Origin of the sequence: Vibrio sp. TRT 29B02 (genome assembly GCF_050113655.1) — a bacterium.
Classification (GTDB): domain Bacteria; phylum Pseudomonadota; class Gammaproteobacteria; order Enterobacterales; family Vibrionaceae; genus Vibrio.
The window spans coordinates 21,527-47,995 of sequence record NZ_JBNJOJ010000027.1 but is presented as its reverse complement, the minus strand read 5'-3'; the positions used below and the strand labels follow the sequence as shown (position 1 = coordinate 47,995).

Genomic DNA, 26,469 nt, shown 5'->3' with positions numbered 1-26,469 from the left:
AATTTTAGATTTTGGTAGGTAAGTATTATGAAAAACGCAGTCCATTTTGGTGCAGGTAACATTGGTCGTGGCTTCATTGGTAAATTGCTGGCAGATGCAGACGTAGAAGTCACTTTTGCTGACGTTGACGTCCCTTTGGTAGATCAACTTAGTCATAAGCAAGAATATAAAGTCAAAGTTGTTGGTACAGAGTGCAAAATTGACACAGTAACTCATGTCACCGCAGTGAACTCGGCGAGTGAAGAGGTGATTGATCGTATTGTTAAAACCGACTTGGTGACAACGGCGGTTGGGCCAAATGTACTAGACATCATTGCCAAAACCATTGCGGCAGGTATTACTAAACGTTTTGCCGTTAATAACGACAAGCCACTCAACATCATCGCATGTGAAAACATGATCCGAGGTACGACTCACTTAAAAGGCCAGGTATACAAGCATCTCGATGCATCGCTTCATTCGACGGCTGATGAGCTAGTCGGATTTGTAGACTCGGCTGTCGATCGCATTGTTCCACCAGCGGAAGCAGCGAATGACGACCCACTCGAAGTGACAGTGGAAAGTTTCAGTGAATGGATCGTCGATGAGCAGCAGTTCAAAGGAGAAATTCCTGATATTTCAGGCATGGAGAAAACCGATAACCTAATGGCGTTTGTAGAACGAAAATTATTTACGCTCAATACAGGTCATTGCGTCACCGCCTACTTAGGCTGCCTTAAAGGTCATCGCACAATCCGCGAAGCGATAGAAGATCCCGAAATTTACGCCGATGTTAAACAAGCAATGCGTGAGAGTGGTGAAGTCCTCATTCGTCGTTATGGTTTTGCCCCAGACATGCACAACGCATACATAGAAAAGATCCTCAGCCGCTTTGCTAACCCTTATTTAGTCGATGAAGTGGATCGCGTTGGAAGACAACCTCTTCGTAAATTAGGGGCAAACGATAGATTAGTGAAGCCATTACTGGGTACAATCGAGTATGGCACTGAAAATAAAACGCTTTTAAAAGGAATTGCAGCTGCACTTAAATACCATAACAGCGATGATCCGCAGGCCGTTGAGTTGCAAAAGAGCCTAAAAGAGTTAGGCGTTAGTAAAACGCTGGCTCTCTACACTGGCTTAAAAGAACACAGTAAAGAAGTCACCAAGATCAAAGCGATCTTCGAGACACTATAACGACAATAAACTAGGGGGAGTTAAACCTCCCCTTTACAACAAAGTAATTAGTTCAGTATATGGCAGAGAAAATTAGTGAAACTGAAATAATAGAGCGACTCAATAGCGCCCCTTCGGTGCGTGGTTTTTTCATTGCTGCCGTAGATGTATTTGACGAGTCAATTGACGCGCTAATACAGAGAATCTTCCAAAAAGATAACTTTGCGGTGCAATCTGTTGTTGGTCCCTTACTGCATGATTCCGGCCCACTAGGTAATCTGTCGGTACGTTTAAAACTACTCTATGGTCTAGGTGTACTTCCCGATAACGTCTACCACGACATTGAAGACATTATCAAAATCAAAAATACGCTCAATAGCGATGCCACCGACTACGATTTTACTGATCCAACCATCCTAGCGCCGATAAAAAAACTCAATTTGGTTCAAACTATGGGAATGGTTCAATTAGAGGTTTCAGAGCCAGATGGCGATATCGATTTAGAGTTTTACCAGCTTCAGCTTCAACGCCAGCAACAGATTATTAAATCAGGGCTTTCTTTGGCGATTGTTGCAATCTGCAATGAACTCGGTAAAGAGAGCCCATTCTAACGCCCATTAGGCTTTTCCTATCTCAGCTCATGCCATCGAAAGCGGTCTCCTATCGATTTGTAAGCTCGTAAAATAGTGATTTGTAATAAACAGCAACGTTAGATACAAAAACGCCTGCGTTATCGCAGGCGTTAAATGAAAGTTTATCGGTGAGTGCTAAGCGATAATACCTGCCACTTCACGTACCAATTTCGCCAAATCATCCCACTGCTCGTTATCAATGAGATCACCAGGAACCATCCAAGTACCGCCACAAGCTAAAACAGACGGTATCGATAGGTAGTCTTTTACATTATTTGGGCTAACACCACCTGTAGGCATAAATTTCACTGGGTAGACAGCAGATAACGCTTTAAGCATAGCGACACCTCCTGAAGGCTCCGCAGGGAAAAACTTCAGGGTGCGTAAACCCATTTCCATCGCCTGTTCAACCAAGCTTGGGTTGTTAACGCCAGGGACAATCATTACGTTGCGCTGTTGACAGTATCTTACCGTCGTTGGGTTGAAACCTGGGCTAACAATAAAGTCGACACCCGCATCAATCGCATCATCGACTTGCGCACTTGTTAACACGGTTCCCGCACCAATTAGCATCTCTGGATAAGCTTCACGCATGTTTTTGATCGCCAATGCCGCATCTTCTGTACGGAAAGTGACTTCTGCACACGGAAGACCATTCTCAATGAGTACCTGTGCCAGTTTAACCGCTTTGCCAGCATCTTTGATTGCGATGACAGGGACGACTTTAATTTCTGCAAGTTGTTGGTTAAGATCTTTCATTTCAGGTTCCTTAAATAATTGGCATCGCTTGGCTTGGTTTGGAATAATCGCACCACGATGTTGAATAACAGTACCAGCCACTTTGTGCCCAGCAAGCGCAGACTCGGCAAGGTCTCCACCTAATAATTCGTTTGCTAGATAACCAGCGCTAAAATAGATCATTTGATACTGGCAGAGATCTTTGATCAATGATAGTAACGCTCGCTCACGCAGCCAAAACTTTGCCGCAGAGTCATTGCAAAACAAAAAACGCCCACACCTTTCAAGTTTAACCTTGGGTCAGATAGCAAAAACTCGATAGATTCTGAGCGTAGAAAACAAAAAATGGTAGCGTTCCGGCCAGAACGCTACCATTAATGAAACCATTGTCGGAGGACATTAAAGTTTGAAACTTTTCTCTCGTGTAGAGTTTAGTACCAAGTAGCCTAGATAAAAGAAGGTAACAATAAAGTTTGAAACTAACTTAATGCCATAACTCTCTGCACAACAGAATTATGACAATAAAGTTTGAAACTTTAAGCATTGTAAGAGACCTTCCTTTCTAGGCACTTAGTCATTGGTCAACCCAGTCTCGCTTAGCAAACTTTTTGGATACAACGGAATAACGGACTCGTTTCGATTTAGTGCAAGAGCTCCTTTTAAATAAACAAAAGGGCTCCGCACTTACCTCAAGAGCCCAACTTCTTAATCGACTTTTAGTACTTATTATAAAGTTTCATCTGCCCTGTCTTATCAAAAGACACCACGTTAAAGCCTTTGTACTCCTGCCCTGGTCGTGCCATTCCCGGCGAATGCTGCGGCATACCGGGAGCGGCGATTCCTGAAATATTTTCAGGCCTTTCCTCAAGCAAACGCTTGATATCAGACTCAGGAACATGCCCTTCAATCATATATCCATCAATGACAGCTGTATGGCAGGACATCAGTTGACTAGGCATTCCAAACTCTTGTTTGACATAACTCCAGTCGCGAGCATGGTTAACATTCACTTCGTAGCCTTTCTTCTCCATAATTGCTGCCCATTCCTTACAGCAACCACACGTAGGCGATTTATAAAGCTCAATAACAGGCTTAGCAAAGACGTTAAAGCTCAAAATCAAAGATGAAAGTGCAATAAGTCTCAATTTTTTACTCATATAGTTACCTAACTAAAATCTATTTTACGTTAATACTGACGGCTTCATCGCCATAACTCAGCTCATACACTCCTTTTTCAGGAATCCACTCAAAGTGCTGAGTTTCATACGGCTCTACGCGCAGTGTTAAATGTTTACCAGCCAAAGGGGAGAGGTCAATTGACATTGACTCAAACGTTTTATTTAGTACCACCAATTGACTCTTCTCACCGCTATCTATAGAAACTGAGAGTAGCGCCTCTTTGGTGCCTTCATACATCCAATCCACTAACTGAAACGTTCCAAGATGCTCCATGTAATCTGCTAGATTTATCTTATCTTGTTCACTTAGTGCATCGCCTAAAAGCTTCATTGTTTGTTCATGCTCTAGGCTATATTTCAGATCATTTAAGGAGCTACCTCTGATGTTCCCACCAACGTTACCTCCCCCTTGACCGTATAGCCCATGACACGCAATACATCCATATCCACCTACAGTAAGAAAAGTGGACTCACCGGCTGAAATTGAGTCTTCTGAAGCATAGGTGAACAAACTCACACTAAACATACCCGCTAGCATGAATAAACGCTTTAACATCATCAGGTTCCTTTATAGCGTCTATAAACTCACTTTTTTAATCATGCCTGCTTCTGCATGCCCTGGAATATTGCATGCAAATTCAACCTTGCTATCCCCGTGGAAGTGCCAAATCAACTGCTTAGCTTTACCCGGTTTTACTGTAACTGCATTCCCAGAATCATGCATATGATGAGGCATTTTCTTCATCATTTCTCGATGTTCAAGTTGCTCTTTCGCTGAGCCAATAGTGAACTCATGATCAATCTTGCCAACATTCATAACCACAAATTGAACTACATCATTAGGTTCAATTTGTACTTCTTTTTTGAACTTGATTGTCATGTCATCTGCCAACACAACATGGACCACTTTGTCTGGTTTTGCACCTGTTGCTGGCATACCAACATCAGACATGCCTTCCATCGACATCATTGAATGATCCATTTTGCTGTGATCCATATCGTCATGATTCATATTACTATGGTCCATACTCTCATGGTTCATAGAGCCGTGGTCCATCTTTGAGTGATCCATTATAGAGTGGTCCATTTCTGCCATTGCAGATGTTGCTGTAATTGACAGAAGTGCAGCAAGTAGTGTTTTTTTCATGTTCATATTGTGTTCCTTAGTAATTCATTCAAAAGTTTACGGGCCAAGTTCGTTCTTAGCCCGAATGTGTGTTTAGTCGTGTTTTAGTTCGCGTGTTTTCCAAAGCTTGAAAATCGCAGGAAGAACAAGAAGTGTGAGTAGCAGAGCCGATGCCATGCCACCAATCATTGGAGCAGCGATACGCTGCATTACCTCAGAGCCAGTCCCCTCACCGTACATGATTGGGATCAAACCGATAATAACAGTAAGTACCGTCATCATTACCGGGCGAACGCGCAAGCCAGCACCTTCTTGAATCGATTTACTCAAATCCTCTTCATTCAGTGATTTGCTCTGCTCTTTGGCATCCAATTTGGTGTAGTGCCAAGCTTGGTTGAGGTATACCAACATAATGACCCCAATTTCAACAGCAACCCCTGCTAGCGCGATAAAACCAACGCCTACCGCGATTGAGAAGTTGTAGCCGAGGTAATGCATGAGCCACAAGCCACCCACCATAGCTAAAGGCAGAGTCAGCATGATAATCATCACCTCACCTACGCGTCGGAAGCTGAAGTAAAGCAGTAACATGATGATGGCAATCGTGATCGGCACAACAACACCCAGACGCTCTTTCGCACGCTCCATGTATTCGTATTGACCTGACCATGCAATTGAATAACCAGCTGGCATATCAAGTTGCTCTGCAACCGCCTGTTTTGCTTCCTCAACGTAAGAGCCTAAGTCTCGACCATCGATATCTACAAACACCCAACCATTTGGACGAGCATTCTCTGTTTTAATCATCGGTGGCCCATCTTCATAGCGAACATCAGCCACATCAGCTAAGGCAATTCTAGCGCCACTAGGGGTAACCAATGGCAGTTGCTTTAGCTTAACGACTGAATCACGGTAATCTTGTGGATAACGGACATTAATTGGGTAACGTTCAAGACCCTCAATGGTTTCTCCAACATTCATACCACCGACAGCGGTAGAAACTACCTGTTGTACCTCTTTAATATTAAGACCGTATCGAGCTGCCGCTGTTCGATTGATATCAATAGTGACATAGCGACCACCGGCAACACGCTCTGCGTATACAGAAGCAGTGCCGGTAATATTGTTAAGAATAGGTTCTAGTTGAGCACCTATCTTCTCAATTTCGGCTAAATCACTCCCTGCGATCTTGATTCCAATTGGTGTTTTGATGCCCGTTGCCAACATGTCGATGCGTGTTTTTATAGGCATCACCCATGCGTTAGTTAAACCAGGAAATTGAATCAAGTCATCAAACTCTTTTCGTAGCGACTCAGTTGTCACGCCCTCACGCCACTGATCACGCGGTTTAAGCTGAATAACGGTTTCAATCATAGTTAAGGGAGCAGGGTCGGTCGCTGTGTCAGCACGACCGACTTTACCCCATGTTGTCTGTACTTCAGGTACCGTCTTAATTAATTTGTTTGTCTGCTGAAGCAACTCTCGCGCTTTACCAATAGAAATACCAGGATAGGTAGTTGGCATATACATCAAGTCACCCTCATCAAGAGGAGGAATGAACTCACTACCTAGCTTCGTTGTTGGGTAATAAGCAGACCCCATAAGAGCAATAGCCAATACAATCATGCTTTTCGGGTACTTCAGACTAATATTCAGTAAGGGCTTATAAAGGGCAATTAGACCTTTATTAATAGGGTTCTTGTTCTCTGGTAATATTTTACCGCGAATAAGATATCCCATGAGTACCGGCACTAAGGTAATAGCAAGGCCTGCTGCCGCCGCCATTGCATAAGTTTTAGTAAAGGCGAGTGGCGAGAACATCTTGCCTTCTTGGCCTTCCAATGCGAATACAGGAACAAAACTTAGCGTGATGATCAGTAGCGAAAAGAACAGCGGTGCACCAACCTCTTGCGCCGCATCACCAATCACTTGCCATCGGTTTTTGTCAGTCAATGGGGTTCGTTCAATGTGCTTATGTACGTTTTCTATCATAACGATAGCACCGTCTACCATTGCGCCTATCGCGATTGCAATCCCTCCTAACGACATGATATTGGCGTTGATACCTTGCCAATGCATGACAATAAAGGCCCCTAAAATACCGACAGGCAAACTTAGCGCGATGACCAATGATGAGCGAATGTGGAATAGGAACAACGCACATACAATAGCGACAACAATGAACTCTTCTGCAAGCTTTTTCCAAAGGTTCTCAACTGCTGCATTGATTAACGTAGAACGATCGTAAGTAGCCACTATCTCAACACCATCAGGCAAGCTACGCTGAAGCTCGTTTAGCTTATCCTTTACATTACTGATCACTTCGCTCGCGTTTTCTCCAAAACGCATGACAATTACGCCACCTACGGCTTCGCCCTCTCCATTTAGTTCAGAGATTCCTCGTCTCATCTGTGGTCCGAGGTCAATATCAGCAACGTCGCCTAACAATAGTGGAGATCCCTTTTTACTTACCTTGAGAGGAAGCGCTTTAATGTCATCGATACTAGACAAGTAACCAGTGGTTCGAACCATGTGCTCAGCTTCTGCAACTTCTACTACAGACGCGCCACTTTCTTGGTTACCATTTTGAATAGCCATATTGACTTGTTGTAAGGTAAGGTCATATGCGCGTAATTTAGCTGGATCAATTTGTACTTGGTACTGTTTAACCATACCGCCAACAGTTGCAACCTCAGACACCCCATCAACGGTTTGCAGCTCATATTTCAAGAACCAATCTTGTAAGCTACGCAGCTCTGCAAGGTCATGCTTTCCAGTTTTATCTTGCAATACATAATTATAAATCCAACCCACACCTGTCGCATCTGGCCCTAGTGTTGGCTTAGCGCTTGGGGGAAGGTTTGGCGCAACCTGACTTAAATATTCGAGCACTCGCGAACGAGCCCAATACATGTCTGTGTTGTCATTGAAGATGATATACACATAGGAATCACCAAAGAACGAATATCCACGAACAGTTTCAGCGCCAGGAACCGCAAGCATAGCCGTTGTCAGCGGATAAGTGACTTGGTCTTCCACCACTTGTGGTGCCTGACCTGGGTAACTTGTTTTTATGATCACTTGTACATCAGATAGATCAGGAAGAGCGTCAACTGGAGTATTCTTTACGCTATATAATCCGCCAAAGACTAAAGCAAAAGTCGCTACCAATACCAAAAAGCGATTATTGATAGACCATCGGATGATTGCACCTATCATTACTTATCCTCTCTTTTAACTAACTCTTTGAGAAGATAATCAGAGCCTTGTTTCTCCACTAGAAACCGAACTTTGTCACCCTCCTGAAAACTTGAGAGTTCAATATCACCACCGACTGAAAAGTTGAGCTCACCTGCGTCCCATGACCAATCAGCAACTGGGGCATGATTTAGTGTCACCATACCAAAGTCCGCCATTAACATAGAGACATCACCGTCTATCCATACTTCTGTATTTATGCTCAGCTCACTTACTTTGTAATCAACGATTTCATATTGACCTGATTCAGATTTTTTCATTTCAAAGTCGATCATTTTCCCTTTTGAAAGTGGTCCCATTTCAACCTGCTCTGACACCATAAAGTTCATGGTCATTCCTGGCCAATCCCACTCTGGAACAGGCTTATGATTAATCGTTAGCATCCTATGCCCAAGCATTGCATCAGTAATTTCACCTGTTGCCCAAGCCGTTTCGGCAGTCGGTTCGATGCCATTGATTCTTGATAGGTCGGCAGACTGACTTGACTCAGAGTCCAACATGAAGTGCGCTGATGTAACAACACGATCTCCTCGTTGCAATCCCTTTATGACCTCAATCTTGTCAGCGGCTTCACGACCAACTTCAATTCTGGCAGAGCGATATTTTCCTTCTCCCTCAGCCAGAACCACGCGAGTCATACCGCCAGAACGGATGACTGAGGAGCGTGGAATGGTTAACACTTCATCACTTGATACCGGTTTCAGTGCGACGTTAGCGAACATATTCGGCTTAAGTTCACCTTGTGGATTATCGAATCGAAGGCGGACACGCAATGTACGCGTACTAGGGTCAAGAATAGGATAGACATAATCCACTTCACCATTCCATTCTCCACCTGGTAAGGCATCCAACGTCATGGATGCTTGACTGCCTTGTCTAATCCAATGAGATTGACGCTCAAAGACTTCTGCATCTACCCATACTTGATTCAAAGGACCTGCGCTGATCACCGCTTGAGCTGGAGAAAGGTAGCCACCTTCACGAATATTGAGGCTTGCAATAACGCCGTCTGCCGGCGCTTTAATTTCAATGGTTTGTGACGCTTTACCTCGACGGGCGATAGATTTAATTTGATTGCGGTCAACCCCCAAAGTGATCAAACGATCGGTAGCACCTTGTATCATTCCTTTACGCTGGCTCTTATAGGCACTGATCAGTTCTTCTTGTGCTTTTACAAGCTCTGGGGAATACAGAGTGAACAGCGTGTCACCTTGTTTCACTTTTTCACCAACAGCATTGATATAAAGCTTTTCAACCCAACCCGATACTCGAACATTGGTCTGCCAAAGTTGACTCTCATCAAAGGCGACATAGCCGACAGTTTCGATGCGTGGTGCAAGCACTTCTTGCTGCACAGTATCTGTTTTAACGCCAAGGTTATTTTCAACAGCAGGATCAATTTTCACTGTTCCTGGCTTGTCGTTACTACCATTGAGATCATCAGCATAGACAGGAATAAGATCCATCCCCATAGGGGACTTTCCTGGCTTATCTCGCTGATAGTTTGGGTCCATCGGTGCGACCCAGTACAGAGGTTCATCACTTGATTTAGACTCAGAAGCTATCATTCCAACCATGTTATGGTTCATGCCTGAAAGGTAAATATTCGCTCCGAACCCCAATGCACCACCAACCAGTAGCGCTAGGCTTGCAACTTTAAATGTACTCATCTTGATTCCTTTATTATTGTTCTTTGTACTGAGTGTTTGGCGCAGAAACTTGATATTCGAAACCACCAAGTAACATGGATAACTTGCTATTGACCTGGTTCATATCGGTGATTAGGCGAGCAAGCTCCATTTGAAGAGCCAATTCATCGGTTGATGCAGTGATGACATCACCAAACTGAGCAGTATTGTTCTGATAACCGCGCTCAACCGCTTCAATGCGGGCTTTGGACTGAGGTAATAAGCGCTCTTGGTAGCGCTGAATGCGTTCAATGAGATTCATTCTGTCCGTCATTAATGCGTTTACTTGGGCGTTCATTTGAGCGAGCAGCGTATCTTTTTGATACTGCGCTGCGCCCACTTGGTATTGAGCGGCCGCTACATTTTTATCTTGGCGGTTATCAGTGAACAAAGGGATATCCATAGTAAGATAGGCACTCAGCAAATCTGAAGCTGGCTCACCTTTCATGTTGTCAGATTGACGGTAGGCATACATCACTTCGACACCAAATTGTGGTGTATAAGATTGTTCAGCAACCTCCACTTGGGTGCGATTGGCAGAGATGTTGGCGTCAGCCATTTGCGCCATAGGATGTTGGTTAAGCAGTGAGTAGTACTGAGTGTTGCTGGTTTGCTGCTCTAAAAGCGTATTCAAACGCGACCAGTCTAATTGATAGCCTGCCTGATTCGAATCAATGGAACGGTGATTTAACCACTCTGAGCCTAGCCATTCTGATAACTGAGCTACAGCTCGATTTTGCATTTGTTGATTCGATTGCAGCTTTTCGTCGAGTTTGTTGACTTTAAGTTGGGTGTTAAGCAGATCTTGCGCTTCACTCTTACCAATTGAGTAATTGGTTTGAATATACTGCTCCATCTCTACCATGAGACGTTGATTAGATTCAATCAACGTTTCTGCGTATTGAAGGTAGCCCAGCTCCAACCATAGTTGAGTAATACTATTCGCCACTTCACGTTCACGAACTTGAACCTGATAGGCCATACCATCGGCCTGTTGATTCGCTTTACGTTGGTTAAGATCTAACGTTGCACCCCGTTCAAACTGTTGCATTAATCCAACAGAAATGTTCGTCATGGGATCTTCGTCAAACTTAAATGAATCCACAGGTAAACCGCCAAAGCCCACCTTAAGTTTTGGATCCATGAGAGTCGAGCTTGCAACGCCCGTTTCACGCATCGCCTGTGACTGCGCAGCATATTGAGAGCGACTCGTATCATTTGCTAAAGCCGCTTCAATTAGTGCATTCAACTGCTGCGTCGAAGCTGAGATAGTTTGTGGAGTCGCGTTCGACCCCGAATGTGACAGGGCAGGCATTGCATAAAGTGCAATTGCAAACCCAAGGCTCAGGGGGTTAAATGCCCTGAAACCGTTTAATTCAATACTCATTGTTGTTTATCCACGATAAAACGATATGGACATACCTCAACTTCTGCCTTCCAGCAGATAGAATTGAGAGCTAAATAGTTATGATAGTTGAATTAAACAGAGGGTGGACGCAGTAAGCTCTGAATACGAGTTACTGTTACGCCTATTTTGATTGGGTGACGCAGAGCCTGTTCAGGTTCAGAGATGCTGATTAATCGAGAAGATGAGAGTGGAAAAAATACGCTAGTACACACACTTTTACAGCAGTCCCCACCAGAGGTAGATGAACCATCGCAATGAGTAGAACTATCGCTCTTTGTCATCTCTATATCCATCGGTGGGCAGCCTATCATCGCATGATGGCTTGCTGTAGTCTCAGACATTTCCATCGAGTCATGGTGAGAACGTTGGGTTTGAATTGAAGAGGACGATATTGCACTCATATCCATCATTGGCATACTCGAGACGTAGCTCGACATCAACATCGCTAAGATGCTGATAATCAAAATACTTGTTTGTCTCAAAGAGTCTGTCATATCGTACCTTTTCACTACGCGTTCATAATACATTATAAAAACTGATGAACAATAGTGATATTTCAAATTTATTGGTGTTAAAGATTATTGAAAATAAAGACGAATTCAGTTCGCTCATCCTTCGCATTTACTAAGATATCTCCGTGATGTGCTTTCATGATAGCCTTAGCTATAGGAAGTCCTAATCCAGCCCCAACACTTCCGTTATGGGCACGCGACTTATCTGAACGATAGAACCGTTCAAATATATAGGGCAAAGAGCTCAAAGGTATAGGCTCACCAACATTGCTGATTATCACCTTGTTGCTCGTTTCTGATTCGGAGATTACTACCGATATATCCGTATTATGGAAGCAGTGCCTCAACGCATTAGACAACACATTACCAAATGCTCGTTGAAGCATATCTTTGTCACCGAACAGAGTCGAGGAACCATCTAGGGTAAATCGAACATTTTTTTCTTCTGCCAACACATCATAATATTCAAGCAAAGGGTTGATTACTTCTCTCAACTCTAACTCTGCATCGGTCTTGTGCAGAAGCCTATTCTCTGATTTAGCTAGGTATAATGTATCTGAAATGGTCTTATTGAATCGCTCTAGCTCTTCGATGTTTGATACTAGAATGTCTTGATACTCTTCAACGGAGCGCTCTATACCAAGTGCCACTTGAGTCTGGGTCAAGATATTGTTCAACGGTGTTCTTAACTCATGAGCAATATCTGATGAAAACTCACTCAACCTGAGATAACCTTCTTGCAACCTCTCTAGCATTTCATTTTGAGAAATAATTAAGTTGCTTAACTCCTTTGGAAGTGAGTCACTTGGTATACGAATGCTGAGGTTGCTAGTATTCACTTGCTCGATATACTCTTTTAATTGTTTCAGTGGCTGTAACCCATTTCTAACAATGATTAATGCATAAGCACCCGATAAACTCAGTGTTAAAACTAATGTCCAAAATAGAATGGTATTTAGCTTGTCGAAAAACAGCTTGTGATGAGTCACATTCATTGCGAGCACGATCGCACCGTTTTCTACCTCAGGATAATCGAACTTAAAAGCATGAAAACGGTTGTTGCCTACACTCCATTCATATGAAGAGCTACCTATCAGCTCAGATGGAAGGTCAATAGCTTCATTGTTCGTTTGCACCACCTGTTGATTGTTTAATATCCAGGCTGAGATATCCCATGACTGGAACAAGTCTAGATCTCGCTCAACAGTACTTATTAAAGGAAGGAGTTTTGTTTCTAGGTGCCTATAGTCCTGCTCATTAAAATGGTTCTTGATAGCGTGTTGGATCGTTAAAGCAAACACGACTAAAACTACAAAAGAGGCTGTGACAAACATAAACACCAATTTGCGTGCAATTGATTGATTTAGTAATTTTTTCATTCTACGGCGTCATCAAGCTTGTACCCCATACCTCGCACGGTCTGGATAAGTTTGTTCTGATAAGGCTTGTCGATTTTCGTCCTCAATCTTTTCACTGCTGCATCAATGACATTCGTATCACTATCAAAGTTCATATCCCAAACAGCGGACGCTATCTGAGTGCGAGTGACAACTTGACCCCTCTTCGTAAATAAATATTCCAGCAAAGAAAACTCTTTTGCCGTCAGAGGGATCGTGTCATTGTTTCGAGTCGCCTTTCGTTTAAGTAAGTCGAGGCTCAAATCAGCAATACTTAGAACAGACTCAGTTTTGACCGTGGTAGTTTGGTGACGTAATGCATTTTTGACTCTTGCAAGCAATTCGACAAAGGCAAAAGGCTTAACAAGGTAGTCATTCGCTCCAAGTTCAAGTCCTTTCACTCGATCTTCAACCTGATCTTTAGCTGACAAAATAATGACAGGTGTAGATATTTCACTGCTGCGAAGTGTCTGCAATAACTGCCACCCATTCAACTTTGGTAGCATAATGTCTAAAACAATGAGATCATATTCATAAGTGGTCGCTAAGTACAACGCATCAACACCATCGGTAGATAGATCTACAGTGTAGCCTGATTCAATTAGGCCCTTTTTAAGATAAGCTCCAGCTTTCTCTTCATCTTCTACAACGAGTAATTTCATATAAGAAAAATGCCTTCATTTCCTTGGATGTTATACATCGAGCTTGTGATTATATGATGGGTTAGAAATTTGATTTTTCGTATTATTATCAAACAACAAAACGTTTTCTATGACAGACGTAACACCATTTCCTTCTTGTGACACACATAGAGTATCTAGTAATGCACCAACCAAACTCTGAGTATGGCTATGACCAATGAAAACATCTAGTTGGTAATGTGTATTTAAAGCATGGGTATCAATTAGGTTTGCATGACTTCCACGCCCTTGTACTTGATAAATCGTGAAGTTTCGCACCCCTTCCTCTGCGAGAACTGATTCAATATCCTCAAGCTTTTGTTCCTGAAATATTACCGAAATTTTATCAATCATAGTTGCTCCTTAGCTCCTAGAACAAATTGATGCTCTAGGAGCTCTGCTGAGATTAGTTGTTGCTATCTCGTTCTTGATAATGAACATTAAGATGTACTTTGGCTACATACTCTATCTGACCTTGATTATTCAATCTTTCCTGAACAGTTACATACCCTCCATCTTTCAGGTGAGTAGAATTTCGAGCACTACCATAAGTTCTTACAGGGACCAGAGCTGTACTTAAATCTCGCCCGCTCATATCCTCAAATTCTGACAGTTTTTCCAGCCCTAACGTGTATGCTTGCTGTTTAGAGCTCACGGCATCAATAGAGACAGTTTTATGATCAACTCGACTTACATAATTGCCACCGGAATACAATGGTTGTGCAAATGATGCGGCACTAGTAAGTATAATAGAGCTAGTTAATAGAGTTTTGACTAATAGATTCATTATTATTTCCTTCTCTGTTTGGATGCTCTTAGTTTATCTAAACCAGTGTGACCGTTTTCGGCACTCAAACATGACATTTTTGTCATATTAAGATTTAGGAGGGAGACAATCGATAAACTTTTAACCGCAATAAAATCAAGCAACCCCAAAAATAGCCTTGCAGTGATTGCGATGAATCCTGTGGCTCTAAACGATAAAGAGCCGCCCAGTTAGCTCTGGCGGCTCTTTTTTACTCGAAAAAGTAAAGGGGATCTCTTTTTCTGATTACGAATATTTCATTGGTTCAGCTACTCATCATTTTTTTGCACTCTTCTGGCATGTCTTCCATGTTCATGCTTTGCATCATTTGCATGTGTTCCATCATTCCTTCGTGATCCTTCACTTGATCCGTATGAGGTCGATTAGCATGTACTTTCTCATTTTGAACGGCATGGTGGTCTCGATGCTGATCATCGATGGAACTTGTTGCTAGCACTGGCATCGCAACTAGACCACTTAATAACACTGATACATATAACTTTTTCATAAAATCACCTAACCCTTACTTATGCTTTGAACTGTTGATTGTTTTCAATTTTTTCCACCGATTGCTCGTTGGCTTCGGAGCCTTTCTTTTCACTCGGCATCATCATCTTCATCATTAAACCATGCATCGCTAAACAGATGATTAATGGAACAATCGCACTACTAAGGTATGCCCAACTAAACATCTCTTGGCTAGAAGAGAGAATAAATAATGGAATACCCACCATTAGTAACGCGCATAGAACCATCATCCATCCATGACCTTTATGATGACCATTCTTGTGACAATCTGATTTTTTGCTTTTCATTCTCTTGCTCTCCAAAATAACTTTAACTCGTTTAACTGAGATTCAGTTTATCGCAACGTTTAGATCAGGAGTGGGGAGGGATTCATGACAGTTTTGTCATCTTAGCCCTTTAAAACTACCAAGCGATTGGCGTTGGACTCCACCGTAAAAGAAGAACGCGGATATTGCTGCTTCGGCAATGCTTAGCTCTACCGTCATACGGGGCTATACTTCACAATATAAATGGAGCTGTTGTGTTTTTTTATATCCACAAATAGCTTGAAAATCTGCCAACCACGAAACAAGTAAACATAACACGTGTACTTTGATTACAGATGAATCTGCACATTTCGTTACTGTTTGTTTTGTGTTCAAAGTAGAATACCAACCTGCCGGTAAAGAGCTAATCTACTCCAGTGATTTCAACTGCTATTTGGCAACAACTTGGTAAAGCTTGACCGTTCCTGATTAAGTTTTTCATTTTCGTTTAATCTTGTGCCTGCAATGAGCTTTAATAGCAAAAGTGTTTCCCGATATCAGTCAAGATTAAACGCTTTGAAGTGATCGAAAGCGTTAGAATAATTTATGGTATAGCGATTTTACAGGCATGACTGTGATGTTTTTATTTTTTGAAAATCAATGAGATAGAAAATTGTTATGATTGTTTCTTTGTTTGGGGACCTTAGCCCGATTAAGCAGGCTCAGTACTCTGTCTTTCAGACTGTCTCGCGCGGTCAATCAAAGTCCTGGCATCTGCCAGCACTACTCTTGTAGGCTTGGCACTAGACATTAAGGGTAGGCCCTTTTGCAGGTAATTGTAGGTGCTTTCTTTATCCTCATTAAGCAGCTGTTTCATAGTTAGTTACGTGAAGTTGGTTACCTTGATGATGGTGCACATTAAGTTCTGTTCTCAAGCTCGTTGTAATGGGTTCAAGGGTATTTCGCTAGAAGATGACATTTTTATCATCTTCACGTCATGTAGGCATCAGGTGTGCCTATCTATGCTGTCTCTATGTCAAAAGACAATCTAGGAAAAATTATGAAACAGCCCCAAAACCCGCTCAATCTGCCTCGGCGGCGCTTTGTACAAGGACTGGCTGCGGGTGGTGTAATTCTGGGTGTCTCTCCCATACTGGCTTCAGCCCGCTCACCCGTCCCCACTACGTTAAACGGCAGTGTACCCGAACTGTCCGGTACCGAGTTCGATCTGGTAATTGATGAAACCCCAGTCAATTTTACTGGCAAAGCTCGCATGGCTACCACCATCAACGGCTCCATTCCAGGGCCTACCTTGCGCATGCGCGAGGGCGATACCGTCACCATTCGCGTCACCAACCGCCTGAAGGAGCCTACCTCCATTCACTGGCACGGCATTATTCTTCCCTTTGAGATGGACGGCGTGCCTGGCATCAGCTTTGCTGGCATTCCGCCCGGCGAAACCTTTACCTACCGTTACACTCTGGAACAGAGCGGAACTTACTGGTACCACTCTCACTCGGGCATGCAGGAACTGACCGGCATGTATGGTGGCTTGATTGTGGAGCCAACTGATGCTGATTCCATCAGTGCCAATCGGGAACATATGGTGGTTTTGTCGGATTGGACCGACGAAAACCCCATGCGGGTGTTCGGCAAACTGAAAAACCAGGGCGATTACTACAACTTTAACCAGCCAACGGTGGTGGATTTCTTTCGAGACATGGCCAGTGTCGGCCTCAGCGCATCGCTGGAAAAGCGACAGATGTGGAACAACATGCGTATGAGCCCCAGCGATCTAGCTGACCTGTCCGCGGAAACTCTGACTTATCTAATGAACGGTACCACGCCCGCCGGCAACTGGACAGGGCTGTTCAAGCCCGGGGAACGGGTACGGCTGCGATTTATCAACGGTGCTGGCAATACATTTTACGATGTGCGTATTCCCGGTCTGAAGCTGACTGTCGTGCAGGCCGACGGTGTTAACGTGAAGCCTGTGATGGTGGATGAATTCCGTTTTGGACCTGGAGAAACCTACGATGTGTTGGTAGAGCCCACCGCCGAGGCTTATACTCTGTTTGCCCAGTCCATGGACCGAACTGGTTATGCCCGGGGAACCCTAGCTACCCGCAAAGGGCTGAGCACGATAGTACCGCCACTGGATGAACCTCAAGCCCTGACCATGGCCGACATGATGGGCAATATGGATCATGGTGCTATGAATGGTATGGATCACAGTGCCATGAATGGTATGGATCACAGTGCCATGAATGATATGGCGAGCATGGACCATGCTGCCATGACTAGTAGTTTGGCAGCCGCTAGCAAGGAAGTCCGTCACGCCCGCACCGAATATGGCCCTAGCGTCGATATGCGAGTCGAAATGCCGCGAACCAACCTTGATGACCCCGGTGTAGGCCTGCGCAATAACGGCAGACGAGTACTGACCTTAGCAGATCTGCGCACTCCTAGTGGCCCCATGGATCCTCGCCCACCCGAGCGGGAAATTGAATTGCATCTCACAGGCAATATGGAACGCTACACTTGGTCGTTCGATGGCGTCGAGTTTGGGGGATCCACACCCATTCATCTAAGCTACGGTGAGCGGGTGCGCGTCATCCTGCACAACGATACCATGATGACACACCCCATGCACTTACACGGTATGTGGAGCGAGCTGGAAAGCCCTAGCGGCGAGTTTTTGTGCCGTCGGCATACCATACCAGTTCAGCCAGCCCAGCGTATCAGCTTTCTGGTCACCGCCGATGCACTAGGTCGCTGGGCCTGGCATTGTCATCTGATGTTCCATATGGACGCGGGCATGTTCCGCATGGTGGTGGTGTCATGAGTAAACAGAGAGCGATGATGAAACATTTATTGGGCGTGTTGGCGCTGACCGCTTTTCCTGCTCTAGCCCAAGTAGATCACGGCGAGATGAAAATGCAAGGCGGACAACCGCCAGTCGATGCCCGTGATCCTCATGCTTACTCCGGCGGTTACAGTCTGGACGAAGGCCCTTATGCTCTACCAGGTCCTCGCCAACTGAAATTGGCCGACGAGCATCTGTTTTACGGGGTACTGGCTGACCGGCTGGAGCGGCTGGACAACGGGGATGACCAAGTGCTGGCTTACGAGGTTAACGCTTGGGCTGGCCGTGACTACTCCCGCGTAGTGTTGAGAGCGGAAGGCGACATTGAACACGGAAGGCTGGCCGAAGCGAGTACCGAGTTACTGTGGCGTCATGCCTTGACCGGGTTCTGGAACCGAGACTTAGGAATACGTTATGACGCGGGTCATGGCCCAGGCCAAGGCTGGCTGGCCGCTGGTGTGTCGGGTCTTGCACCCTACTGGCTGGAGCTGGGCGCTACTGCCTATCTAGGCTACGATGGCCAGACTGCATTAGTGCTGGAGGCAGAATACGAGATTTTATTTACCCAACGGTTAGTTTTGCAACCGGCCATTGAACTCACTGCTTATGGCAGTAACGATGCTGAGCGAGGTCAAGGCAGGGGGCTCTCGGATGTGGTGACCGGTGCCCGGTTGCGCTATGAGATAAGTCGGCAGTTCGCTCCCTATTTAGGCTGGGAATGGCAGGCTTCCCTAGGTGAACGCGCGAATCAACTCAGGGAAGAACATGAGGCAACTCAGGAAAATCGCTGGGTAGCCGGGATCAGGTTCTGGTTTTAAAGCGACAAAGACTAATTTTTATTTATTAGGAGTATTAACCATGAAAACTACGTTACTGGTTTTAATTCTGTCATTATTGCCCGGCCTAGCACTAGCCGCGGGTGAACATGGCCATCATGAAGGCAATAACTCTGCTTCCATCCAACAGAGCACGCATGGAATGGGCCGGCCCGGTCAGCCGGCCGAAGTCAACCGAACCATTGTGGTGGAGATGGGCGACGATATGCGTTTCACTCCTGCCACCATTAAGGTAAAGGTCGGAGAAACTGTACGCTTCTTTGTAAAAAATGCTGGCAAGCTTAATCACGAGCTGGTGTTGGGCAACCTCGCCATGTTGAAGGAGCATGCCGATATGATGCGTGACATGCCAGGCATGCAACACGTCGAAGCCAATATGCTGAACCTCAAGGCCGGTCAGAAAGGGGGATTAGTGTGGCATTTTGATCAAGCCGGCACTGTGGACTTTGCCTGCTTGATCCCAGGGCATATGGAAGCCGGCATGAAAGGGCAAGTTCAGGTTTCACAATAGCTAATAGACCTTCCTTTAGGAGGACCTGTTAGTATGGGGGACGCTAGTCTGAAGACTTCAGTGCAAAAGCAAGTCATCGGATTTATGCCGCTGAGGATACGGTTTGGTGGTGCGCCCTTCTGGAACGATAAAAACGACTCCAGTGCTCAAGAGGTAACGGCATCCCATCAGAATTTGTCTAAACTCGCCCTGCAGCATTCGTCATCCGGATGATATAGTGTAGCGCTTGCGGACGCAATCGGAGTTAGAAATGGAACCGGGCACTTAGCAAATAATGCCTGTCTTTTGTGGCATTCAAATCCTGTACAATTCCGCCCTCAATCACCCACTGCTGATGAACCCGCTGTAATCCAGTAGCATCCCCCAATCGGGCCGGTTAGCTGGAGACAATCGATATTGCCAAGACACATCATAACGACCACTGGCGGGGCGATCTTCAATGCCCGCCTGGTACACGGCGTCAACATCAAATTCATTGCGAGCCTGAAAGTGTGTAAACACAAATCCGGCCTGGAAAGCTCCGTTTCGACCATTTTCAGTCGGAATAATGGCACCTCCAAGCAGCCCCAACCGACTGGTACCAGACCGACGGTCTTGCTGCCACAGGATATGCCGGTACAGGATCGATAAATCACCTTGCTGATCTGTACCGCCAGGTGACAATCGATAGGGTAATCCCAGTAATAAGGTTTGGTTTGCACTCAAACCGTAAGCGACATTAGCTGATAAGACATTGGTATCAACATCCTGACTGTGTTCATACACAAAGCGGACTACTGCTCCATCTTTTTCAACCGGTAGCGCCACTAATGATCGCAACCCCATGCCATGGACAGGTGCAACAGCGCTCAACAGACAGCTTAAACCCAGGACAGCAAGAACGTTATTCTTTGTTTTCTTCATCACTGATAACCGTGACTTTGACCGGCGTAAAACCCGCATCCAGTATAGCTTGCTTAATGGTTTCAACGTTCGGTGTATCGCCATCTGTTTCAAGGCGAACTTTGTTGGCTTTCAAGCTGACCTGAACCTTGAAAACCGAAGGCATAGCCGTTAGTTTACGCTCCAGACTATCGACACAAAAAGCGCATGTCATGCCATGGACCTCGACCTCAAGCGTCTTCGCAAAAGCAGTCTGAACCATCATCATCGCTATCGCCAATAACCTAAGTGTCAACCATCGTTTCATTTTACCCCCTCCTACCAGAAAGCCTGCCGAATCGGCAGTAGTAAGTAGCTGAAGAAAAATCCAATGCTCTAGATACTGACGCTGATCCAGAATATCCACCGATTCCAACGTTTGGTTTTCTGGCAGAGTGCTGCCAACGTCGGATCGGTAGGACACCTCTGATTCGGTCGCCAAATCATCCAGGCCAGAAACAACAGTAATAGTGCCGACAAACTTAAAGTCCCTAGCTTGTGTTCGGCAAGAAATAGTAACCCCGGAACGTTGTAGTTCAGGCTGGCCATCGCAGCACCAAACCCTAAAGACACCATCAGCACCGGTAAAGCACAGCATATTAAAGTGCTGCTGGTTACGAACAGGGTCAGCCATCGTATCCAGGATTTATCTGGCAGGTTACTCTCCACGGCAACACCCTCCCATAGACTCGGATGTGCCTTGAAGTTGGATCGGTGGACAAGGCACTGAGCCATAGGAACAGAAAACACAACAGTCCCCAGACTTCGGTTTAAGTAAAACATGGCAATTTGAGCATTCGTGAAACCACTGGCACGCATCCAGAGGCATGGTGAGTATTTCCTGATATCCACAATCTGGGCAGGTCAGTTCTGATTGCTCTACAAGGTCTTTCATCAATAATCGCCTGGTTCGTTGATAGATGTCTGTTAGTATAAAACCTATAGTTACTACAGGTTCAAGGTACAATGAAATGAATTCGCCCCAATTTTCAATCGGCCAGGTCGCCGAACGTGCTGGATGTAAGGTGGAGACTGTACATTACTACGAAAAAACCGGGCTGATGCCTGATCCGCCACGAACTGAAGGCGGCCATCGCGTATATGCCTTGTCGCATGTTAAGCGGCTCAATTTTATTCGCCGCAGCCGCGAGCTAGGATTCAGCATCGAGCAAATAAAAGAATTACTGAAATTCATTGATGAGCCAGACCACTATTGTGGCGAGGTGAGAGCAATGGCAATGTTACAAGCCAGAGCTGTCCAGCAGAAAATAGACGATCTGCAAAGGCTTAAAAAGGCATTAAATACGATGGTTAGCCAATGCAAAGGAAATCGTTATTCTATTGATGACTGTCCGATTATTGATGCGCTTTATGTAGAGAAATAGCGTGAGAGAAGGGTTTTACTGTAACTCGTCGTTTTCGAGGGTGCTCCACAGCCACAATGTGCAGGCTCGAGTTCTAGTCAAAAGGACTCGCGACAACGGTAATAGCCATGATGTTAAAACCATTGCCGCAATTATGAAGTGAAAGGAATTATCTCGCGGCAAATTATCGCTTTGTTTATGGATATACTAGAGCCTGCGACTCTGGTCCGTGATGCGTTGTTGAAACAACCCAATACGAGTCGAGATGCACCAAACATTCAATACATTGAGCTAATTATACTCCGATTAGGTGGCCTCTGAACCCAATCAATCTCGAATAGCTAATAATCTTGCCTATTCAAACTAGCGAAAACCACGCCAATTAGTTGTATTAGTATTGACACTATGATTATACACCTGAAAAAAAATCAATTTCCAAGTACAGTATACTGCCAAAATAGGTGATAAAATTTTCAATGAGTATGACCTCTTGTAGCAATATGTACTACAAGAGGTGTAATATCGCATCTAATTATTACTGTCGCGTTCTTGATAATGTACTTGTAAATGGACTTGAGCGACATACTCCATTTGTCCTTGACTATTTAGCCTTTCTTCGACTGTGACATATCGCTGTTCTTTAAGGTGGGTTGAGTTTCTATTACTACCGTAGTTTCTAACTAACATAAACTCTGACTCGAGCTCTTTTCCGTTCATGCCCTCTAACTCTGCTAACTTTTCCGCACCTAATTTATAAGCGAGCTCCTTAGAGCTAGTTGCTTGTGTCAATACTGTTGCATGATTAACTCTACTCACGTAGTTACCTCCCGAATACAAAGGCTGAGCGACAGTCACTGCACTAGTGAACAAAATAGAGGTAGTCAGAAGAAGCTTGTTAAGAGTATTCATATGTCTTTCCTTTTTGGTGTTGATGAATTCAATTTAGCACCTTCGTTCTGACTCTATTGGTATCCATTTATGACATCTTAGTCATAATTGTAACTCCGACCACGTTTCCTTTATTAATACGTAAGACAAACTCAACTTAAACTAATGTAGAGGCGTCTGTCGAAAGTTACACCAATAAGCTGTAGAACCTGAATTACCAAAACTAGTAACGGTTGCTTATATAGCCTTTTCTACCTTTCCAAAAATCAGCAGCTAGTGAGCCCTTTATTTGCTAAATCTAAAGCAAAGGCTACTTTTCAGTTGTAAAGTAGCTCTTTGTCCAATGGGGATAGGAAGGCCTTCCCATTATATAAACACCCTCATGCTCTCCAAATAAATTCAACTCAGTTAACTGAACCTCAGTTTATCGCAACGCTTAGATCAGCAATGGAGGGGCGGATTTATGGCATTTTTATCTTCTTAGTTTTTTTTCTTACCCCAAAACCACCAGACTATAAACACGGTTGCTGTAAGACCTAAAAAATTAACTAACATGGTATTACTCCTCATTGGTTGTAGGGGCTGAAGGTGGGGTATATAAGCGCAAGCGGTTCGCATTGGTTACGACGGTAACAGAGGACAGTGACATCGCTGCCCCAGCGATGATCGGACTTAATAGCCACCCTGTGAACGGAAACAGAAGCCCTGCAGCCACGGGAATACCTAAGCTGTTATAGATAAACGCCCCCCACAAGTTCTGCTTAATATTCTTCATTGTGGCAGTACTGATCCCAATCACATCTGAGATACCGTGGAGTGAGCTGCGCATCAAGGTAATATCGGCACTTTCAATCGCGACATCCGTACCACTGCCAATAGCAAAGCCAACGTCTGATTGAGCAAGTGCTGGCGCATCATTGATACCATCACCGACCATGCCAACAACATGCCCTTTCGCTTGCAACTGCTTAATCCAGTGAAGCTTATCCTCAGGCATCAATTCCGCGTGATATTCATCAACATTCGCGAGTGATGCCACCGCTTTCGCTGTATTGTGATTATCCCCTGTTAGCATCACGACATGGATGCCTTGCTGGTGAAAACGATTTATCGCACTTCGAGCATCATCTCGAATCGGGTCACTGATACCGAACAGCGCTTGCACTTGATCGCCTATCGCAAAATACACCACTGTGTTGGCTTCTTGCTCCCACTGAAAAGCATACTCTGCTACCGATTCAACATTGACGTTAAACTGGCTCATCAGCTTGCGATTGCCAAGCAACACGCGTTGACTCGCATACTGAGCCTGAATACCAAGTCCAGTTAATGACTCAAAATCTGACACTTCTGGTAGGCTCGCTTCATCATGTACCTCACTTTGAGTAAATGCGATTAACGCTTTCGCTAGTGGATGGTTAGATCCCTTCTCCAAAGCATTGACCAGAGGCAGCAGCTCTGAATCTTCTGACAACGAGACAAAATTGGTTACTTCAGGTTTACCTTGAGTAATCGTGCCAGTTTTATCCAATACGACGACATCCAATTCACTGGCTCTTTGCAGCGCTTCACCATTTCGGATTAGCCCGCCAAACTCGGCTGCCTTACCGACACCGATCATAGTAGAAATCGGCGTTGCAAGACCAAGTGCACATGGGCATGCGATGATCAACACCGAGGTTGCTGCCACAATCATATAAACTAAGGAAGGTTGAGGACCAAAGTTATACCAAGCCAGTGCTGTAAGAATCGATAGAATCATCACGGTTGGTACAAACACTGAAGACACTTTATCGGCTAGCTGACTGATTGGTGGCTTTGAGTTTTGCGCGTTCGACACCATGCTGATGATCTGAGCAAGAACAGTATCACTGCCCACTTTCTGAGCCTCAAAAACGAAACTTCCGTGGTCATTAATTGTCCCGGCAGACACTGAGCTGCCCACTTGTTTAACCACAGGAATAGGCTCTCCAGTGAGCATAGACTCATCAATCGTTGTTTCACCCTCTGTAATCACACCATCAACTGGGACCTTTTCACCGGCTCTAACGCGAATCAAGTCGCCTGCGATAACTTGTTCAATCGGTAAAGACATCTCTTTGCCGTCACGAATCACCATGGCAGTTTTGACTCTCAAGTCAAGTAAACGCTTAATAGCCTGCGAAGTTCTGCCTCGCGCCTTTAACTCAAGCGCCTGTCCTAAATTGATTAAGCCAATGATCATGGCTGTAGCTTCAAAGTAGAGATGCCTTGCACTTTCCGGTAGCCACTGCGGCCCAACAACGACCACCATTGAATAGAGCCAGGCGGTACCCGTTCCCAGCGCTATCAACGTATCCATGTTCGCATTACGGTTCAGAAAGGCCTTCCAAGCTCCAGTAAAAAAGTGCTTACCCGCACGGACTAAAATGAAAAATGTCACTAAGCCTACGGCCAACCATAGTAACTGCTCAGATTGCGTATTGACATTCATTGGTCCGCCGAACAGACCGTATACCATCAACGGTACGCCAAGACCAAGACCAATAACGCTTTGTTTTACTTTAAAGCGATACTCCTCAGCTTCACGCTCTTCTTTGAGGTCACTTGCTAACGCCTGATCGACAATTTCTTCTGCGTCATATCCTGCGCCTCGTATCGCCTCAATAAGTACGCTGGCAGGCTGACTTGAAACCACGGTCGCCGTGCGATTAGCAAAGTTCACGTCAACAGAGTCGACTCCTGACACCGATATAAGCGCACCTTCAATCGTATTAACACAACTTGCGCAAGTGACACCAATTAATGACAGCTCAATACTGACATCCACCGCCTGTGTTGTTTTCACTTTATTCGATTTAATGACGTCCGTAGTTTGTGGTTGTGTGTCATCGGTATTACCGCTATAACCCAGTTCGGCTAATACGCTTTCAATGTCATCGCCGTTCAAACTGCCATTCACCACCAATGTTTGTTTGTCTAAATCAACAACTACCTGAGCGGAGGCATCCAGTTCAACTATTGCTTTAGTGATTTTACCCACACAGTGTTGGCAAGTAACATTAGATACTGATGTACGATACTCTTGTTGCGTAGGTATTGAAGCTGCATATCCTAACTTTGCAATGACTTCTATCGCGCTTTCCGGCATTAACGTGGTAATAAGCTCTGCTCTATGTTTGGTATCATTAATAGTGAAAGATACATCAGGGTCTCGTTCACGTAACCCATCTACAATTTTAGCGACACATCGGCCACAATTAATGCCGGAAAGTGCTAGTGAATACTGTGTTGTGTTCATGTTAGTTTTCCTCGGGTAGTACTTGATGGTGCTTCTCAGACCAGTCTTCGATTAGGCAACACAATGCGTTGCCGTTGGGATCCATATCCGGTTTTTTATCCCACTCTGTGTAAGTCGCTTCCATCATGGCTAAATGGCGCTGGTATTCTTCGATTTTTTGCTTGGTTTCTACAATTTTATCAGTCAGCATTTGCCTTACAGCAGGGCAAGGAGTCAGTCCTTGCTCAGAGTAATCAATGATTTCTTGAATCTGACTAAGACTAAAACCAATAGCTCTTGCATGAGAAATGAACTTCAGGCGATTAACCGCACTTTGGTGGTATATCTTGTAGCCATTGTTAGGATCTCGCTCTGCATAAAGAAGACCTTTTCTGGTGTAAAACCTGACTGTTTCAGCAGTCACACCTGCTGCTCTCGCAATTTCAGTTGTCAACATAATCCATGCCTCTGAAG

General features: G+C 44.7%; 26 protein-coding genes. 6 read left to right on the top strand and 20 right to left on the bottom strand.

Annotated elements, in window-relative coordinates; genetic code table 11:
• The first annotated feature begins 27 nt into the window (after nt 1–27).
• Nucleotides 28–1,176: a mannitol-1-phosphate 5-dehydrogenase gene (locus ACQEXT_RS16015; RefSeq protein ID WP_426952937.1), complete on the top strand. Its 1,149-nt coding sequence runs from the start codon at nt 28–30 to the stop codon at nt 1,174–1,176.
• A 59-nt stretch (nt 1,177–1,235) separates the two neighbouring features.
• Nucleotides 1,236–1,766 (top strand): MltR family transcriptional regulator, encoded by a 531-nt coding sequence (locus ACQEXT_RS16010; protein WP_138970713.1) that lies wholly within the window; start codon nt 1,236–1,238, stop codon nt 1,764–1,766.
• 156 nt (nt 1,767–1,922) lie between these two features.
• Here ACQEXT_RS16010 and ACQEXT_RS16005 read toward each other — a convergent pair whose 3' ends face one another.
• The 14 genes from ACQEXT_RS16005 to ACQEXT_RS15940 all read right to left on the bottom strand — a co-directional run bounded on the left by ACQEXT_RS16005 (nt 1,923) and on the right by ACQEXT_RS15940 (nt 15,392).
• On the bottom strand, nt 1,923–2,546 hold the full coding sequence (locus ACQEXT_RS16005; RefSeq protein WP_426952944.1) for a bifunctional 4-hydroxy-2-oxoglutarate aldolase/2-dehydro-3-deoxy-phosphogluconate aldolase: 624 nt from the start codon (nt 2,544–2,546) through the stop codon (nt 1,923–1,925).
• A 695-nt stretch (nt 2,547–3,241) separates the two neighbouring features.
• The gene (locus ACQEXT_RS16000) at nt 3,242–3,682 is read right to left on the bottom strand and encodes a DUF411 domain-containing protein (RefSeq protein WP_042521808.1); all 441 of its coding nucleotides are present in this window, start codon (nt 3,680–3,682) and stop codon (nt 3,242–3,244) included.
• Between the two features lie 19 nt (nt 3,683–3,701).
• Entirely contained in the window at nt 3,702–4,262 is a 561-nt protein-coding gene (locus ACQEXT_RS15995; protein ID WP_155396150.1) for a hypothetical protein, read from the bottom strand.
• Between the two features lie 18 nt (nt 4,263–4,280).
• A complete protein-coding gene (gene copI / locus ACQEXT_RS15990; protein ID WP_054963240.1) occupies nt 4,281–4,850 on the bottom strand; it encodes a copper-resistant cuproprotein CopI in 570 nt (189 codons plus the stop codon).
• A 72-nt stretch (nt 4,851–4,922) separates the two neighbouring features.
• The gene (locus ACQEXT_RS15985; protein WP_054963212.1) at nt 4,923–8,048 is read right to left on the bottom strand and encodes an efflux RND transporter permease subunit; all 3,126 of its coding nucleotides are present in this window, start codon (nt 8,046–8,048) and stop codon (nt 4,923–4,925) included.
• Nucleotides 8,048–9,757, bottom strand: a complete 1,710-nt coding sequence (locus ACQEXT_RS15980; protein WP_054963213.1) for an efflux RND transporter periplasmic adaptor subunit — start codon at nt 9,755–9,757, stop codon at nt 8,048–8,050. Before ACQEXT_RS15980 ends, ACQEXT_RS15985 begins: the two co-directional genes overlap by 1 nt.
• A 13-nt stretch (nt 9,758–9,770) precedes the next feature.
• Entirely contained in the window at nt 9,771–11,156 is a 1,386-nt protein-coding gene (locus ACQEXT_RS15975; protein ID WP_392392190.1) for a TolC family protein, read from the bottom strand.
• Nucleotides 11,157–11,254: 98 nt separating this feature from the next.
• Nucleotides 11,255–11,677 carry a hypothetical protein gene (locus tag ACQEXT_RS15970; protein WP_054963215.1) on the bottom strand — a complete coding sequence of 141 codons (423 nt, stop codon included), beginning with the start codon at nt 11,675–11,677 and terminating at the stop codon, nt 11,255–11,257.
• Between the two features lie 77 nt (nt 11,678–11,754).
• The gene (locus tag ACQEXT_RS15965) at nt 11,755–13,074 is read right to left on the bottom strand and encodes a heavy metal sensor histidine kinase (RefSeq protein ID WP_054963216.1); all 1,320 of its coding nucleotides are present in this window, start codon (nt 13,072–13,074) and stop codon (nt 11,755–11,757) included.
• The gene (locus ACQEXT_RS15960; RefSeq protein WP_054963217.1) at nt 13,071–13,754 is read right to left on the bottom strand and encodes a heavy metal response regulator transcription factor; all 684 of its coding nucleotides are present in this window, start codon (nt 13,752–13,754) and stop codon (nt 13,071–13,073) included. Before ACQEXT_RS15960 ends, ACQEXT_RS15965 begins: the two co-directional genes overlap by 4 nt.
• A 30-nt stretch (nt 13,755–13,784) precedes the next feature.
• Nucleotides 13,785–14,126: a P-II family nitrogen regulator gene (locus ACQEXT_RS15955; protein WP_054963218.1), complete on the bottom strand. Its 342-nt coding sequence runs from the start codon at nt 14,124–14,126 to the stop codon at nt 13,785–13,787.
• 52 nt (nt 14,127–14,178) lie between these two features.
• Nucleotides 14,179–14,559, bottom strand: a complete 381-nt coding sequence (locus ACQEXT_RS15950; RefSeq protein WP_054963219.1) for a DUF3316 domain-containing protein — start codon at nt 14,557–14,559, stop codon at nt 14,179–14,181.
• A gap of 283 nt (nt 14,560–14,842) precedes the next feature.
• Nucleotides 14,843–15,085 (bottom strand): hypothetical protein, encoded by a 243-nt coding sequence (locus ACQEXT_RS15945; protein ID WP_054963220.1) that lies wholly within the window; start codon nt 15,083–15,085, stop codon nt 14,843–14,845.
• A 19-nt stretch (nt 15,086–15,104) separates the two neighbouring features.
• Nucleotides 15,105–15,392 carry a hypothetical protein gene (locus tag ACQEXT_RS15940; RefSeq protein WP_054963221.1) on the bottom strand — a complete coding sequence of 96 codons (288 nt, stop codon included), beginning with the start codon at nt 15,390–15,392 and terminating at the stop codon, nt 15,105–15,107.
• A gap of 1,018 nt (nt 15,393–16,410) precedes the next feature.
• Between ACQEXT_RS15940 and ACQEXT_RS15935 the strand changes: the two genes are divergently transcribed.
• From ACQEXT_RS15935 to ACQEXT_RS15925, 3 genes are read left to right on the top strand one after another with little or no spacing between them, the layout of a single operon-like run.
• Nucleotides 16,411–18,195: a copper resistance system multicopper oxidase gene (locus ACQEXT_RS15935; protein ID WP_054963222.1), complete on the top strand. Its 1,785-nt coding sequence runs from the start codon at nt 16,411–16,413 to the stop codon at nt 18,193–18,195.
• The gene (locus ACQEXT_RS15930; protein ID WP_225455465.1) at nt 18,192–19,034 is read left to right on the top strand and encodes a copper resistance protein B; all 843 of its coding nucleotides are present in this window, start codon (nt 18,192–18,194) and stop codon (nt 19,032–19,034) included. The genes ACQEXT_RS15935 and ACQEXT_RS15930 overlap by 4 nt, the downstream gene beginning before the upstream one ends.
• A 40-nt stretch (nt 19,035–19,074) precedes the next feature.
• Entirely contained in the window at nt 19,075–19,563 is a 489-nt protein-coding gene (locus ACQEXT_RS15925; protein ID WP_054963223.1) for a cupredoxin domain-containing protein, read from the top strand.
• A gap of 321 nt (nt 19,564–19,884) precedes the next feature.
• Here the strand turns inward: ACQEXT_RS15925 and ACQEXT_RS15920 are convergent, their stop codons facing one another.
• The 3 genes from ACQEXT_RS15920 to ACQEXT_RS15910 are packed head-to-tail and all read right to left on the bottom strand — an operon-like array spanning nt 19,885 to nt 21,379.
• Nucleotides 19,885–20,466 carry a hypothetical protein gene (locus tag ACQEXT_RS15920; RefSeq protein ID WP_212756285.1) on the bottom strand — a complete coding sequence of 194 codons (582 nt, stop codon included), beginning with the start codon at nt 20,464–20,466 and terminating at the stop codon, nt 19,885–19,887.
• Nucleotides 20,447–21,118 carry a heavy-metal-associated domain-containing protein gene (locus ACQEXT_RS15915; protein ID WP_202816233.1) on the bottom strand — a complete coding sequence of 224 codons (672 nt, stop codon included), beginning with the start codon at nt 21,116–21,118 and terminating at the stop codon, nt 20,447–20,449. The genes ACQEXT_RS15920 and ACQEXT_RS15915 overlap by 20 nt, the downstream gene beginning before the upstream one ends.
• Nucleotides 21,119–21,142: 24 nt before the next feature.
• Complete coding sequence (locus ACQEXT_RS15910; RefSeq protein ID WP_074181691.1) at nt 21,143–21,379, bottom strand: GDCCVxC domain-containing (seleno)protein; 237 nt, start codon at nt 21,377–21,379, stop codon at nt 21,143–21,145.
• A 76-nt stretch (nt 21,380–21,455) separates the two neighbouring features.
• On the opposite strand from ACQEXT_RS15910, the gene ACQEXT_RS15905 reads away from it, so the two are divergent.
• Nucleotides 21,456–21,869: a MerR family transcriptional regulator gene (locus ACQEXT_RS15905; RefSeq protein ID WP_054963225.1), complete on the top strand. Its 414-nt coding sequence runs from the start codon at nt 21,456–21,458 to the stop codon at nt 21,867–21,869.
• Between the two features lie 507 nt (nt 21,870–22,376).
• Here the strand turns inward: ACQEXT_RS15905 and ACQEXT_RS15900 are convergent.
• From ACQEXT_RS15900 to ACQEXT_RS15890, 3 genes are all read right to left on the bottom strand, one after another.
• A complete protein-coding gene (locus tag ACQEXT_RS15900) occupies nt 22,377–22,757 on the bottom strand; it encodes a DUF3316 domain-containing protein (protein WP_054963226.1) in 381 nt (126 codons plus the stop codon).
• 538 nt (nt 22,758–23,295) lie between these two features.
• A complete protein-coding gene (locus ACQEXT_RS15895) occupies nt 23,296–26,016 on the bottom strand; it encodes a heavy metal translocating P-type ATPase (RefSeq protein WP_054963227.1) in 2,721 nt (906 codons plus the stop codon).
• Between the two features lies 1 nt (nt 26,017).
• Nucleotides 26,018–26,452, bottom strand: coding sequence for a MerR family transcriptional regulator (locus ACQEXT_RS15890; protein WP_054963228.1), 435 nt, complete (start codon nt 26,450–26,452; stop codon nt 26,018–26,020).
• Between the last annotated feature and the right edge of the window lie 17 nt (nt 26,453–26,469).